Below are 14,511 nucleotides of genomic sequence, written 5' to 3' on the forward strand. Positions count from 1 at the left end.
TCCTGCGGTTGCTCCGGCAACGACTTACAGCAGTCCGTCCAATGGCTCGTAATCCGTCTCTTTTCGATCCGTGGGTTCGACGTTCCGTCTCTGATTCAGCGGACCATGTTCCTCCCTAGAACAGCACCGTCCCGTGATGGCGGTCGCGGTCGATGCGACGCTTGTCGCGATAGGCGTCGATGCGACGCTCGAGTTGGCGGCGCAGATCGCTCGCGGCGACCAGTTCGTCGACCTGCATGCTCGAGGCCTGTTTGCGGATGTCCTTGCGGTACAGCTCTTTGGTTTCCTCGATGAACGCCTCGCGTTCGGCGGGATCGTCGATCTCCGCTATCTGGTCGGAAAACATCGCTCGAACCGCCGCATCGGGCCCCATTACGGCCAGTTCTGCCGAGGGCAGTGCGAGCGTCGAATCGGGTTCGAACGACGGTCCGCACATCGCGTAGATGCCCGCACCGTAGGCCTTGCGCGTGATGACACAGAACTTCGGCACCTGCGCGTTCGAGGTCGCGTAGATGAACTTCCGGCCTTTCTGGAGGACGCCCTGGCGTTCGACCTGCGAGCCGACCATGAATCCGGGCGTATCACAGAGGTAGATGAGGGGAATCCCGAAGGCGTCGCACTTCCAGATGAAGTCCGCGGCCTTCTCCGCGGAGTCGGGGAAGATCGCGCCGGAGACGTGATCGGGCTGGTTCGCGATGATACCGACCGGCCGACCGTCGATCCGACCGAAGGCCGTGACGAGTTCGGGTGCGAACCGGGGTTTGAGTTCGAACAGCGATCCATCGTCGACGATACGCTCGAGCACGTCGTGGACATCGTAGGCCTCGTTTGGATTCTCGGGGATGACGGCGTCGAGTCCCTCGGGGTTGCGACTCGGTGCCGTTCCCGGTTTCTCCGGAAGGGGTGACTGGTAATCTTGGGGCAGATACGAGAGCAGCGTCCGGACCTTGTTCGCGGCGGTTTCCTCGTCGGGAACGACGAGGTCGGCGCTGCCCGACTGGGTCGCGTGGACGTCGGGGCCGCCCAGTTGCTGCATGTCGATGTCCTCTCCGGTTACTTCCTGAACGATCCGAGGCGAGGCGATCGCCATCCCGGAAATCTCCTCGACCATGATCAGGAAGTCACAGAAGATTGGCGTGTAGGCCGACCCTGCGATGTTCGGTCCGTAGAGGACGCCGATCTGTGGCACCTGTCCGGAGTGGATACACTGGTTGAAAAACGACTTCCCGCCGGTGTAGCGGCCCGCGTGACTCGAGGACTCGTCGCGGTCGTCGGGCGATAACCGCGCGCCCGTCGAATCGATGAGTCGGACGATCGGCGCGCGAGCGGTCACCGCTCGCTCGGAGAGTCGAATCGCCTTCTCGATCCCCTGTTGGCCCAGCGAGCCGGCTTTCACTGTGTAGTCGTTCGCCGTGAAAAACGCGTCGCGTCCGTCGATCGTTCCGACGCCCGTTATCATGCCGTCGGCGGGCGTTTGGTCGTCGTTGGCGTAGCCGGCGAAGGAACCGTCCTCGTACTGGACGTCGTCGAAGACCATGTCGATCCGATCCCGGACGAACTCCTTGCCCAGCTGTTCGATTTTGTCGTGACCCCGCTCGGGTCCACCGGCCGCGATGTCGGCTATGTCCTCTCGAATGCGCTCCTCGCGGTCGGTGAGGATTACGCCCTCGTCGTCGAACGCCGCTTCGGTGTCGTCCGCCCCGTCCATCCTGTCGGTCTCGAGGCTGACCGATTCACCCAGGTGATGCGAAAGTGCCGTGATGATCGCACGAACCGTTTCTTCGTCATATTCGCCGTCGATATGTACTTTCATAGTCTCCCTGCTGTCGATAGCTGTGACCGCGTCATCGTCGTACAACTCGGGCCGATTCCAAAAGTATATCGTCGGTGACCGGTTTCCGAGCCCTGCGATGCAGTCGCCCGACCGCCGACTTGCACGGGACAGACGATCATCGGTAGTAGTCTTCGTACTCCTCCGAGACGACGTGTTTCCGTACCTTACTCGTCGCCGTCTGTGGCAACTCCTCGAGAAGCTCCACGGCTTTCGGCGCCTCGAAGCCGGCGAGATTGTCTCGGGCATACTCGAGGACATCGTCGGGGTCAGGGTCGTCTCCGTGTGAGACCGCGAAGGCGGTCACCGCCTCACCCCACCGTTCGTGAGGGAGGCCGACGACGGCGACTTCGTCGATGTCGGGATGATCGAGCAGCGTCGATTCGACCTTCTGGGTCGAGACGTTCTCGCCGCCGCTTTTGATCATGTCTTTCTTCCGGTCGACGAACTTCAGCAGGCCGTCCTCGTCGAAGTAGCCCATGTCGCCGGAGTGGAACCAGCCGTGGGCGAACGCTTCCCGGGTTCGGGCTTTGTCCTCGAGGTAGCCGTCCATGACGTTCGGCCCGCGGTAGACGATCTCGCCGACCTCGCCGTCGGGGAGCAACTGCCCGTCGTCGTCCATGATCGCGATGTCCGTGTTCGGCAGCGCCGTCCCCCAGTAGTTGCCCTCCTTCTCGAGTTGCCATTCGGGGTGGTAGGTACAGGTCGGCGGGTAGGCTTCGGTCTGCCCGGAGCCGAGGCTAAACTCGGCGTCGAAGACCTCGATGCACTCGGCAAGCGTCTCGTTGCCGATCGGCGTCATCGCGTACGTACACCGTCTGAGCGAGGAGAGGTCGCGATCCCTGATGTCGTCTCTGGCCAGCAGTTCCGTGTACATCGACGGCAAGAGCGTGACATCGGTCACGTCGTAGCGCTCGACGCACTCGAGGAACTGGTCCGACTCGAAGCCCCGCAGGATCACCATCCGCGCGGAGACGTGCAACACGGCTTTGACCTGCGAGAGCATCGCGCAGTGAAACATCGGCAAGAGCCCACACTTGACGTCGTTTCGGGATACCTCGCCCCCGACGACGTTGTTGATCGATCCGGCGTGGAGCGCCCGATGGGGGAGACGGACACCTTTCGGTCGGGATGTCGTCCCCGAAGTGTACATGATCTGTGCGAGATCCGAGCCCTCGAGTTCCACCGCGGGTTCCGCGGCGTCGTACTCGCTCGTCACCGCCCGAAACTCCGGCGCCGGAACCGACTGGTCGCCGCTCCATTCGATCACAGCGAGCGCCTCGAGGTCCCGGTCCCCGAGTACGGTCTCGAGTTTCGGGTAGAACGTGTCCTCGACGACGAGCGCGTCGACGGCCGCGTGATCGAGTTCGTAACCGATGTCGTCAGCCGTGATCTCGGGGTTGATCGGTACGACGACGAGCCCCGCTTTGAGCGCGCCGAAGTACGCCTCCAGGAACTCGAGGGAGTTCGCGGCGACGATCGCGAGCCTGTCTCGGGGCGACAGCCCCGACTCGAGGAACGCGTTCGCCGCGCGGGTGACGCGCTCGTCGAACGCGGCGAACGAGACCCGTTCGTCGGTCGCCGGAACCACGAACGCATCTTTGTCGGGTCGTCGATTCCCGGCGCGACGAACGATATCACCGGCCGTCACGCGGGTTATCCGTCGGTCGCGCAACGCACCATCAGTGGTGTGTGATACCGATTGGTCTGTCATAGATTGACGACTGTGTACAGATTCAAAACTCTGTCGGTCAGTGTGACACTGTGAGCGCGGATTCGCCGACGCGTCGGTGGCTCTCGAGCGAGCACTCCTCCCGTGAAGACGGCGAACGGCGGTAGCTATATTACCGCGAGTCTGTATGTCATTGCTGTCCATGGTAGACTTTACGCTCAGCGAACAACAGCGCGCCGTTCGGGAGACGGCGCGGGAGTTCGCCGAGACCGAAATCGCTCCCGTGGCGCGCGAGGCCGAGGAGACCGGCACCTGGCCTCGAGACGTCTGGGAGCGGGCGGTCGAGGCGGGACTCGTCGGCGTCGAGATCCCCGAAGCCTACGGCGGCCCTGGAATGGGGGTCCTCGAGAGCGCGCTCGTCTCCGAGGAGTTCGCCCGCGTTGACGCCGGCGTCTCGGCGGCGCTCGGGACGGCCTTCGGGACTCGAATGATTGACGAGTACGGCACCGAGGCCCAGAAGGAGTGGATTCTCCACGGCGTCGCGACCGGCGAACTCATCACGGCGATGGCGAACACGGAGCCGGCCCACGGCAGCGACGCCGCCAGCATCGAAACCAGCGCCCGGAAAGAGGGCGACGAGTACGTCATCGACGGCACCAAGACCTTCGTCACGCACGGCACGATCGCCGACGTCATCCTGACGCTGTGTCGCACCGGCGGCGAGGGTGCCGGCGGCATCTCGGCGATCCTCGTCGAGACCGACCGCGACGGCGTAATCGTCGACGCCGAGATCGAGAAGATGGGGTGGAACGCTTCCGAGACCGCCCAACTACGGTTCGACGGCGTTCGCGTCCCCGAGGAGAACCTCGTCGGCGAGGAAAACCGTGGCTTCTACCAGCTGATGGCGTTCTTCGAGGCCGAACGGGTCGGCATCGCCGCCTCCTCGCTTGGCATCGCGCAGGGCTGTCTCGAGCACGCCCTCGAGTACGCCGCCGACCGCTCGCAGTTCGGCCAGCAGATCGCGGCGTTTCAGGCGATTCAGCACAAACTCGCCGAGATGGCGGTCAAGGTCGAGAACGCACGCCGGCTCACCCTTGATGCCGGCGCCCGACTCGACGACGGGAAGAAGCCGACGAAACTCGCCAGCATGGCGAAACTCTACGCTAGCGAGATCGCCGAGGAGGTCGCCAGCGACGCTATCCAGATCCACGGCGGCAACGGTTACACTCGCGACTACCCCGTCGAACGCCAGTACCGCCACGCGAAGATCTACCAGATCGGTGAAGGCACGAGCGAGATTCAAAAGAACGTCATCGCGGGGGAGTTGCTATGACCGTTCGGATCGCCAACGCGGCCGGCTTCTGGGGCGACGATAGCGAGGCACCGCGTCGCGTCATAGAGCACGCCGCAGATCTCGATTACCTGACGATGGACTACCTGGCGGAGGTGACGATGGCGGTGCTCGTCCGCCAGCAAGAGCAAGATCCTGACCGCGGCTATGCCACGGACTTTCCGTCGGTCGTCGACGACATCCTGGCCGAGGCGATGGATCGCGGCGTGACGATCCTGGCCAACGCCGGTGGGGTCAACCCGCAGGCGTGTCGGGAGGCGGTCGCGTCGGTCGCCGAGGAACAGGGCCTCGAGCCGACGATCGCGACGGTCTCGGGCGACGACTTTCGCGATCGGGTCACGGAATTCGACGACGACCACCTCCGCCACGCCGACACCGGCGAGGCGCTGCCCGCGGACGCCGATGTCGTCTCGGCGAACGCGTACTTCGGCGGCTTTCCTGTCGCCGAGGCGCTGTCGGCCGATCCCGACGTGGTGATCACCGGGCGGGTGATCGACGCCGCGTTGATTCTGGGGCCGCTCATCCACGAGTACGGCTGGGGCCGCGGTGAGTACGATCGCCTCGCGCGGGGCTTGATCGCCGGCCACGTCATCGAGTGCGGTGCGCAGGCGACGGGCGGGAACTTCCTGGGCGAGTGGGAGGAAATCGACTTCGAGCACATCGGCTTCCCGATCGCCGAAGTCGAGGCGGACGGTTCGACGGTCATCACGAAACCGGCGGGTACCGGCGGGTTGGTCACCCCCGAAACCGTCGGCGAGCAACTGCTGTACGAGGTCGCGGATCCGTCCGCCTACTACGGTCCGGATGTTGTCGCGGACTTTCAGCACGTCCGCTTAGAGCAGGTGGAGACAGACCGGGTCGCGATGCACAACGTCGCGGGTTCCCCGCCGACGGACACGTACAAGGCGAGTCTCCACTACCGCGACGGCTTTACCGTCCGCAGCGACGTCGTCTACGCGAATCCGGACGCGGAATCGAAGGCGGACCGGGCTTTCGAGTACATCCGGAACCGGGCGGACGAACGCGGAATCGAGTACGACCGGTTCCGAACCGAAGCCTTCGGCGTCGACGCGCTCCACGACGGCACCGCGTCCGGCGAGCCCGAGGAGGTGGTCGCCAGAATCGCTATCGAAACGCCGAACAAGGGTGATGGCTACGAGTTCGCGAGCCTGTTCGCGAATCTCGGACTCGGGGGACCGCCCGCGGTGACGATGTTCAACCCGGGTCGATCCTCGCCGACGCCGAAGTTCGCGTACCATCCCGTACTCGTTCCGAAATCGGAATTCGAGCCGACCGTCGAGGTGACCGACGCATGAAACTCCACGATATCGCACACGGCCGCTCAGGCGACAAAGGAAACAAGGCTAACGTCGGGATCATCGCCACCGACCGCGACGACTTTCCCTTCCTGCGGGACCTGCTAACGGAAGCCTACGTCGCCGCGGTGTTCGAGGCGTTCCTCGAGGAGCCGGGCGTCGAGAGCGTCGACCGGTACATCCTCCCGAAGATGGGCGGGTTGAACTTCGTCCTCCACGGCGCGTTAGACGGCGGCGCGAGCGAGTCCCTTCGAACCGACCGCCAGGGCAAGACGTTCGCCGCGATGCTTCTCCGCCAGGAGATCGACGACGAGTACGAGGGGTTCCGGGACTGACCGGTCCGGATTGCCGTCGTTCGCTCGAGGCCGTCAGTACGACCGGGGCAGTCCGAGCACCTGCTCGCCGATGTAGTTGCGCATCATCTGACTCGAGCCGGGGGCGATCCGTCCCAGTCGCGAGGCCTTCCAGAGATCGACGACGAAGTAATCGGGGCTGAGGCCGTTGCCGCCGTGGGTCTGGACGGCGAAGTCGCAGGCCTCGTAGCAGGCTTCCGTCGCGCGCAGCTTCGCCATGTTCGCCGCCGCGCCGGCGTCCCCGCCGTTGTCGACTGTCCAGGCGCCTTTCTTGACGAGCAGCTCCGCCGCCTCGAGTTTCGACCACGCGTCGGCGATGGGGTGCTGGATGGCCTGGTGGGAGCCGATGGGGGTGTCGAACACCTCCCGCGAGTTGGCGTACTCGATCGCCCGCTCGAGGGCGCACTTGCCCGCGCCGACGGCGTTGGCCGCGCCGACGAGCCGTTCGGGGTTGACGGTCTCGAACAGTTGGTAGAGGCCGTTGTCCTGCTCGCCGATGACGGCGTCTGCGTCGAGGTGGTAGTCGTCGAAGTGGATCTCGTACTGCATCTCCGGGGCCGGAACGCCGGTCTCGAGGGGCTGGTACTCGACGGCGTCGTCGCTCGGGTCGGCGAGAAAGAGCGTGATGCCGTCGGTGCGACGCTCGACCGCGGACTCCGGTTTCGTCCGAGCGACCAGCAACATCTTGTCGGCCCGGTCGACCCCGGAGATCCACTGCTTCGCGCCGTTGACGATGAACCCGTCGTCGGTCGGTTCGGCGAAGGTATCCAGATTGAGCGTGTTGTGGCCCGCCCGGGGTTCGGTGAGGGCCATACAGAACTTCATCTCACCGTTGGCCAGTTTCGGGAGATAGCGCTCTTTCTGTTCCTCGGTACCGTTTTGGCTGAGCGTGATCGATCCGAACACCGGGGTAACGACCCAGAGCATGCCGGTCCCCATACAGCCGTTCTCGGCGAACGTCTGGACGATCGTCGTTATCTCCTGGATTCCCATCCCCTCGCCGCCGTACTCTTCGGGCACGGCGGCGCCAAGGAAGCCGGCGTCGGCGCAGTCCTGCCAAAACTCGGTCGGCTCGACCTGGTCGTGGTTGACGGCCTGCCAGTAGTCGTCGTCGTACGAGTCGGCGATGTCGCGGGCTGTCTCTCGGATGAGTTCGGACGCTGGACCCTCCCCGAATGCGTTCGATCGATCGCTGCTGGACATGAACGCGTATTCGACGTGGGGAAAGTAAACATTGTGCATACGAGAAGCGATACCACGAACGGCAACCGAGTGCGTCTGAGGGTACGATAGCCGCCTACAGGGTCTCTTCGCCCTCGAGAATGCCCATCGCCCGCTCGGCAATTTGTGGCACCCGCTCTTCCATCAACGGGTAGGTTTCGTTGTCGGCGTTGCCCTCGAGGTAGCGCCGGTACATCATCTCGCAGGCACCGGCCATCTTGAACACGCCGAACGTTCGATAGAACCGGTCGTGATCGAACGTGCGCCCGCTGCGGCGCTCGTAGCGATCGATGAGTTCTCGCCGCGTGGGGTAGCCATCGTCGACCAGGAACTCGGATCGGAACGGATCGTCGAGCGCCGGATCGCCCGGATCGGGCCAGTAGACCAGCATCCAGCCAAGATCCATCGCCGGATCGCCGCGGGTACAGAGCTCCCAGTCGAAGACCGCGGTTATCTCCGGCTGCTCGCGGGCGTCGCCCGCTCGCCCGTTCGGGGACGCGTCGCGTCCCCCGGCCGGCCCGAACATCACGTTGTCGAGCTTGTAATCGCCGTGGACGAGTGCGTGATCGTACTCCTCGGGGACATTGTCGGCGAGCCAGTCGCCGACCTCGCGAAGCGTCGGGATCTCCCGTTCGTCCTCCGTCCGTTCGAAGGCCCACTCGAGTTGCGTTCGCCAGCGATCGATCTGGCGTTCGGTGTAGCCGTCGGGGTGACCCAGATCGTCGAGGCCGACGTCGGCCGGATCGAGGGCGTGAATGTCGGCGATCGTATCCACGAGTTCGTTCGCTAGGGCCTGCCGGTGTGCGGGCGTGGCGAATCGTTCGGGTTCCTCGTCCCTGATGACATCGCCGTCCTCGCGTTCCATCAGGTAGAAGTCGGCCCCGATGACCGAGTGGTCGTCGCAGCCGGCAACCGTCCGTGGGACCGGCACGTCGGCATCCTGTAACGCCTCCATGACGCGATACTCCCTGAGAACGTCGTGTGCCGAGTCGGCCGTTTCCCCCGCCGGGGGTCGACGGAGGACGAGGTCGTGGTCGCCCCACTCGAGAAAGAGCGTCTCGTTGGACTGGCCCTCGCGGTGGTACTCGATCTCGAGGTCGTTCGCCGGGCCGACGGCTGCCTCGAGGTACTCGCGAAGCGCCCGTTCGTCGACCAGTCGATCGAGGTAGTCGTCAGTTTGTGTCATGGGCGTATCTCGGGTTATTACTGTTGTTAGGCCTCGAGCTCTGTCCGCTTGATCTTGCCACTCGAGGTCTTGGGGAGTTCGGCGACGAACTCGATCCCGCGGGGATACTCGTGTTTCGAGAGGTTCGATCGCGCAAACGACTGGAGTTCCGACGCCAGCGCGTCGTTCGGCGTCGCGTCGGCGACGGGAACGACGACGGCTTTGACGATGCTGCCGCGGGTCTCGTCGGGAACGCCGACGACGGCCGCCTCCTCGACGGCCTCGTGTTTCAGCAGGGCTTCTTCGACCTCCTCTGGACCGATTCGGTAGCCCGAGGAGATGATGACCTGATCGGCCCTCGAGACGTACCAGTAGTAGCCGTCCTCGTCGCGTCTGGCGAGGTCGCCGGTCCGCCACCACTCGCCGCTGTAGCTGGTGATCGTCGTCTCGGGGTGGCCCCAGTAGCCCGCCGTGCGCGTCTCCGCATCGCGCCTGACCGCGATCTCCCCGACCTCGCCCTGCTCGACGGGCTCGCCGTCGTCGTCGAGCAGGGCGATCTCGTAGCCCGGAAGGGGTTTCCCCATGCTTCCGGCCTTGACCTCCCAGTCCGGAAACGGATAGTTGGCGACTACCATTCCCGACTCGGTCTGACCGTAGGCGTCCAGTGGGCGCGTCCCCAGCATCTCGTCGCACCAGTCGACGGTCGTCTCGTCTAACGATTCGCCGGCGGAGACGAGCACGCGCAGGTCGATGTCGTACTCGCTCGGATCGACGGCCGACGCTCGTAGCTTGCGAAGCCCCGTCGGCGGTACCATCGCGTTCGTAATCTCGAACTCCTCGAACGTCTCGAGCAGCTGCTCGGGATTGAACGGTCCACGATAACAGCCCGCGGCGGTCCCGCGAAGGCCCGCCGCGACCATTCCCGCGGTAAAGCCGTAGGACCACGCCGGCGACGCGGCGACGAAGTAGTTGTCCGCGGGCTGGAGATCGACGACGTGCTCGAGGTAGGAGTGGAGCCGGATCGTATCGCCGTGGGTCGACGCACAGCCTTTCGGCTGGCCGGTCGTCCCGCTGGTGTACTTGATCGCGTAGACGTCGCTCGGGTGGCTGGCGACGGGCTCGAAGTCGCTCTCACGCTTCTCGACGGCGTCGTAGGACTCGAGGTCGATCCCCGTGGGGATGTCCGCGGTGTCGACCGCGTCGGCGCCGTCGACGACGACCACCGTCTCGAGGTCGGGGAGGGCCTCGCCCTCGAGCTTCGAGACGTGTTCGGCCGTCGTAACGAGGACCGACGCTCCGGAATCGGCCAGCCGGAACTGCAACGCCTCGGGGCCGAACAGCGGCGCCAGTGGGACGTAGACGCGCCCGGATTTGATGACCCCGTAGGCCGCGGCGTAGAGTTCGATCCGCGCCGGCAACATCGCCGCGACTCGGTCGCGATTACTCGTCGACTCGGCGACGAAGTTGGCGACCCTGTTGGCGGCGTCGTCGAGTTCGGCAAACGTGTACGTTTCGTTCGCACCGGTTTCGAAGTCTCGCAATCGAACACCGACCTCCTGTGAGTCGCCGTGGCGTCCGAGCGCTTCTTCGGCGAGGTTCAACGACGACCGATCGCCCTGTGTTACCAGTTCGTCCCAGCATCGGTCGCTGTCGTACAACTCGAAGACGGTATCGTAGATGCTTTCGTACGTCATATTAGCGTCTCAGATTATCTCCGGAGTGATCAGTGTGCTCACAAACGGCCCTTCTACTCCCCGATTTGTCCAGGGTATGCATACCGACACCTACTCACACACGTATATAAATCGTTGGGAGCCGGCGCGTTTCATACGGGCTGGAGAACCGACGTTCCGGCCCAACCGCAGGACGGATCAACGTTGCTCCGGAACTGCTGTCCAGCCGCCTACCAGCAACTGTGTCGGTACCACCCGGGTTGTCGCTGTCCGTCTATCACGGTCGCATCTCCGCGTCAGCGATGCAACGAGTTTGCGGCGGCGGCCAACGGGTGGTAATACTGTCGGACAGAAGTCAGTGACACGTCGGTCGCGAATTCGCGGCCGTCCTTACGGTGACGGCCGCAGTACTGCGACCGATCGTTGAATAGTTCTGTCCAACAGTATAACACGGCGAGATATAGACATGAATCATTATTATGGATAGTGTCAAATAGGGTGCCATGCACGCGTTCACCGATGTCGACGTGCTCGATCTCACCCAGTCCGTCGCGGGACCGCTATCGACACAGTTTCTCGGAATGCAGGGCGCCAACGTCGTCAAAGTGGAACCACCGGGCGGCGACAAGTTCCGCGACCTCATCGACGGCGCGATGTTCGCCTCCGCGAACCTCGGCGGCAAACAGAGCCTTTGTCTCGATCTCAAGACCGAGGACGGGCAAGCGATCGCTCACGAACTGGCGGCGAACGCCGATGTCGTCGTCGAGAGTTTCCGCCCGGGCGTCTTAGAGCGGTTCGAGCTAGACTACGAGTCGGTACGCGCGGACAACGACGACGTGATCTACTGTTCGATCACGGGCTACGGACAGGACGGTCCCCGCTCGGGCTGGGCAGCGTACGATCCGCTCGTACAAGCGATCTCCGGGCTGATGGCGACGGTGAGCCCGTCGGATGACCGATCGATCCGGATCGGGGCCAGCCTCATCGACTACGGGACTGGACTCAACGCTGCGTTCCTCGTCTCGTCGGCCCTGCGCGAACGCGACCGAACGGGCGAGGGCAAACACATCGACGTTTCGTTGTTCGACACCGCCGTCTGGTACATGGGCTACTGGATCGCTCACTACAGCGCCACGGGCGAGTACCCGGACGAGGCCGGCTACGAGTTCGGCGGCAGCGCACCGAACGGCGGGTTCAACACGGCGGGCAACGAGGAGATCTATCTGACCGTCGTCGACGACGATTTCTTCCAGCGGCTGTGTCGGGCGATCGATCGCGAGGATCTGGCGACCGACGACCGATTCCGGCACAAAGCCCAACGCTGGGACAACCGATCGGCACTGCGAGCGATTCTCGACGAGGAGTTCGAAGACTGGGGTCGCGACGAACTGATCGACGCCCTGACCGACGCCGGCGTTACCGCCGCGCCGATCAAGACCATCGACGAACTCGTCGACGGGGATCCGCAAGTCAACGCACGGGAGTTGTTGACCGACACGTACAACCTCCACCGCGATGTCGAGGTCACGACGGCGGCGCCGCCGTTCCGCCTGGACGGCGACCGGCCCGACATCGGCAACCGGCCACCGACCTGCGGCGAGCACACCCGTTCGGTACTCGCAGACCTGGGGTACGACGCCGAGCAGATCGATCAGCTGCTCGAGCGCGGCGCCGTCCGAGAATAAGCATTCGCCTGGCCGCCCCCGTCGTCAGCTCGTGGCGACCGACTGCTGCCGGCCGAGGGCCACGATGTCCGCCATCACTCGAGTTCCTCGCCCTCGAGGAGCCGACGGGCCCAGTCGATCATCGCCGGCGTCCGCGATTCCATTTTGGGATACGTTTCGTTGTCGGCGTTGCCCTCGAGGTAGCGCCGGTAGAACATCTCGCTCAGGGCGCCGATCTTGTAGACCGAAAGCACGCGGTAAAATCGTTCGTCGTCGAACGAGCGTCCCGAGAGCGACTCGTAGTAGTCGACGAGCTCACCACGCGAGTGATAGCCCGGCGAGAGCTGGAACTCGTAGCCACCCGGTGCGCCGAAAATCTCGGTTTCGGCCGTCGTCTCCGGCCAGAACGTGAGGAACCAGCCGAGATCGGTAAAGGGATCGCCCAGCGTCGAGAGCTCCCAATCGAAGACGGCGTTGATCGCTGGTGGCTGCTCGCGGGCGCCGCCCGCTCGCTCGTTCGGGGACGCGTCGCGTCCCCCGACCGTCTCGACGGAGATGTTGTCGAGCTTGTAGTCGCCGTGGACCAGCGTCTGGGGGTGGTCTGTCGGGACGTTCGCCTCGAGCCACGCGGTGACTTCGCCGACGCCGGGGACGGGTCGATCGTCGGCCGTGACCTCGAAGGCCCACTCGTACTGCGAGCGCCACCGATCCACCTGCCGCTGGGTGTATCCCTCCGGATGGCCGAACGCCTCGAGGCCGACCGCCTCGACGTCGACGTCGTGAATCGCGACCAGCGTCTCGATCAGCTCGGTGCCGACGTCGCGTCGGTGGCTCGGGTCCTGGAACTGCGCCGGCTCCGACTCGCGGACGACGATACCGTCCTCGCGTTCCATCAGGTAGAAATCGGAGTCGGTCGCGGGGTGGTCCTCGGCGGCCGCTACCGTCGTCGGCACCTGCACCGCCGTCTCCTGTAACGCATCCACGACGGTGTACTCCCTGCAGACGTCGTGTGCGGTATCGGCGGTCTCGCCCGGTGGCGGCCGTCGAAGCACCAGCTCCCGATCGCCCCAGGTGACGAACAGGGTTTCGTTCGACTGGCCCGCACGGTGGCGTTCGACCTCGAATTCCTCGGCGGGGCCGAGTTCGGACTCGAGGTACGTTCGCAACTGTTCCCGGTCGATAAGTCGGTCGAAAAAGTCGTCGTGGTCGGTCATCCGTCGTGTTACTCACCGGTCTGAGCGGTTGTCGGTCGGTTCATCGTGATCGTGTCTGGAATTCGAGTGCCATCGTGTAGAGTTCGATCGTCATATCGTTCCTGTCGTTCCGATCGGGGACCGGTTACAGGGCGTCGTCGATCCTGTCGGGATCGAACCGAAGGACGGACTCGAGTTCGTCCTCTTCGAGGTCCTCGAACGCCCAGCGGGCGATCGATCGGCGGTGGACCTCGTCCGGCCCGTCGACGATCCGGAAGCGACGCACTTCCTCGTAGAAGTGCGCCAGCGGCAGGTCCTTGCCGATACCGTTCGCGCCGCAGCACTGGACCGCCAGATCGATGATCTCGCTTGTGACGTTCGCGGTGAACGTCTTCGCCATCGCGACCTCGATGCGGGCGTCGCTGCGATCGAGTTCGCGGGCGGCGTGGCGAATCATCGTCCGTGCAGCGTGCAGGCGCGTCTCGGCATCGGCGATGCGATGTCTGAGCGCCTGTTTCTCGGCCAACCGGTCGCCGAACGCTTCCCGCTCGCTCAGGTACGCTTTCGCGATCTCGAGCGAGCGCTGGGCCATCCCGGAGTAGCGCATGCAGTGGGTGAGCCGGCCGCCGCCGAGGCGTAGCTGTGCGATGCGGAAGCCCTCGCCTTCCTCGCCGATCGTGTTCTCGATCGGTACGCGGACGTTCTCGTATTTTACCTCCGCGTGACCGCCCACGCGGTCGACGATGTCGGTTCCCAGGTGGCCCACGTTTCGAACCATGTTCACGCCGTCGGTGTCGGTCGGGACGAGGATGATCGAGGTCCCTTCGTAGGGGTGGGCATCGAGGTCGGTTCGGGCCATCACCAGCAGGAAGTCCGCGTCCATCCCGTACGACGTCCACCACTTGTGGCCGTTGATCACCCACTCGTCGCCGTCCTTTCGGGCGGTCGTCTGGAGCATCTTCGGGTCGGAACCCCCACCTAATGAGTGACGGAAGTTATGGGCATGGGCTGAGATGGGCGAGTAATGGGAGGAGACCGGCGAGGCGATCTCGTTCGTCATCTGAGTGAGGAG

General features: G+C 64.4%; 11 protein-coding genes. 4 read left to right on the top strand and 7 right to left on the bottom strand.

All coding sequences use genetic code 11. The annotated features are described in order from the left end of the window. Positions 1–115 precede the first annotated feature (115 nt). Both D8Y22_RS04825 and D8Y22_RS04830 read right to left on the bottom strand, forming a co-directional pair. Positions 116–1,813, bottom strand: a complete 1,698-nt coding sequence (locus D8Y22_RS04825) for an acyl-CoA carboxylase subunit beta (protein WP_141463588.1) — start codon at positions 1,811–1,813, stop codon at positions 116–118. A gap of 136 nt (positions 1,814–1,949) precedes the next feature. After that, positions 1,950–3,545, bottom strand: coding sequence for a class I adenylate-forming enzyme family protein (locus D8Y22_RS04830; RefSeq protein ID WP_174811761.1), 1,596 nt, complete (start codon positions 3,543–3,545; stop codon positions 1,950–1,952). A gap of 160 nt (positions 3,546–3,705) precedes the next feature. On the opposite strand from D8Y22_RS04830, the gene D8Y22_RS04835 reads away from it, so the two are divergent. From D8Y22_RS04835 to D8Y22_RS04845, 3 genes are read left to right on the top strand one after another with little or no spacing between them, the layout of a single operon-like run. Continuing rightward, on the top strand, positions 3,706–4,836 hold the full coding sequence (locus tag D8Y22_RS04835) for an acyl-CoA dehydrogenase family protein (RefSeq protein ID WP_141463590.1): 1,131 nt from the start codon (positions 3,706–3,708) through the stop codon (positions 4,834–4,836). Then, the gene (locus tag D8Y22_RS04840) at positions 4,833–6,170 is read left to right on the top strand and encodes an acyclic terpene utilization AtuA family protein (RefSeq protein WP_141463591.1); all 1,338 of its coding nucleotides are present in this window, start codon (positions 4,833–4,835) and stop codon (positions 6,168–6,170) included. Before D8Y22_RS04835 ends, D8Y22_RS04840 begins: the two co-directional genes overlap by 4 nt. Then, positions 6,167–6,505, top strand: a complete 339-nt coding sequence (locus tag D8Y22_RS04845) for an AtuA-related protein (protein WP_141463592.1) — start codon at positions 6,167–6,169, stop codon at positions 6,503–6,505. Before D8Y22_RS04840 ends, D8Y22_RS04845 begins: the two co-directional genes overlap by 4 nt. Positions 6,506–6,538: 33 nt before the next feature. Here the strand turns inward: D8Y22_RS04845 and D8Y22_RS04850 are convergent, their stop codons facing one another. The 3 genes from D8Y22_RS04850 to D8Y22_RS04860 form a co-directional block, all read right to left on the bottom strand. Continuing rightward, the gene (locus D8Y22_RS04850; RefSeq protein WP_141463593.1) at positions 6,539–7,726 is read right to left on the bottom strand and encodes an acyl-CoA dehydrogenase family protein; all 1,188 of its coding nucleotides are present in this window, start codon (positions 7,724–7,726) and stop codon (positions 6,539–6,541) included. A gap of 94 nt (positions 7,727–7,820) precedes the next feature. Beyond that, positions 7,821–8,930, bottom strand: coding sequence for a phosphotransferase family protein (locus tag D8Y22_RS04855; RefSeq protein WP_141463594.1), 1,110 nt, complete (start codon positions 8,928–8,930; stop codon positions 7,821–7,823). Between the two features lie 26 nt (positions 8,931–8,956). Further along, entirely contained in the window at positions 8,957–10,603 is a 1,647-nt protein-coding gene (locus D8Y22_RS04860; protein WP_141463595.1) for an acyl-CoA synthetase, read from the bottom strand. Between the two features lie 482 nt (positions 10,604–11,085). On the opposite strand from D8Y22_RS04860, the gene D8Y22_RS04865 reads away from it, so the two are divergent. Then, a complete protein-coding gene (locus D8Y22_RS04865) occupies positions 11,086–12,267 on the top strand; it encodes a CaiB/BaiF CoA transferase family protein (RefSeq protein WP_141463596.1) in 1,182 nt (393 codons plus the stop codon). 74 nt (positions 12,268–12,341) lie between these two features. Here D8Y22_RS04865 and D8Y22_RS04870 read toward each other — a convergent pair whose 3' ends face one another. Both D8Y22_RS04870 and D8Y22_RS04875 read right to left on the bottom strand, forming a co-directional pair. After that, positions 12,342–13,460 carry a phosphotransferase family protein gene (locus D8Y22_RS04870; protein WP_141463597.1) on the bottom strand — a complete coding sequence of 373 codons (1,119 nt, stop codon included), beginning with the start codon at positions 13,458–13,460 and terminating at the stop codon, positions 12,342–12,344. A gap of 124 nt (positions 13,461–13,584) precedes the next feature. After that, positions 13,585–14,511, bottom strand: a 927-nt coding sequence (locus tag D8Y22_RS04875) for an acyl-CoA dehydrogenase family protein (protein ID WP_174811762.1), incomplete at its 5' end; no start/stop codon positions are given.

Source organism: Salinadaptatus halalkaliphilus (assembly GCF_006543045.1).
Classification (GTDB): domain Archaea; phylum Halobacteriota; class Halobacteria; order Halobacteriales; family Natrialbaceae; genus Salinadaptatus; species Salinadaptatus halalkaliphilus.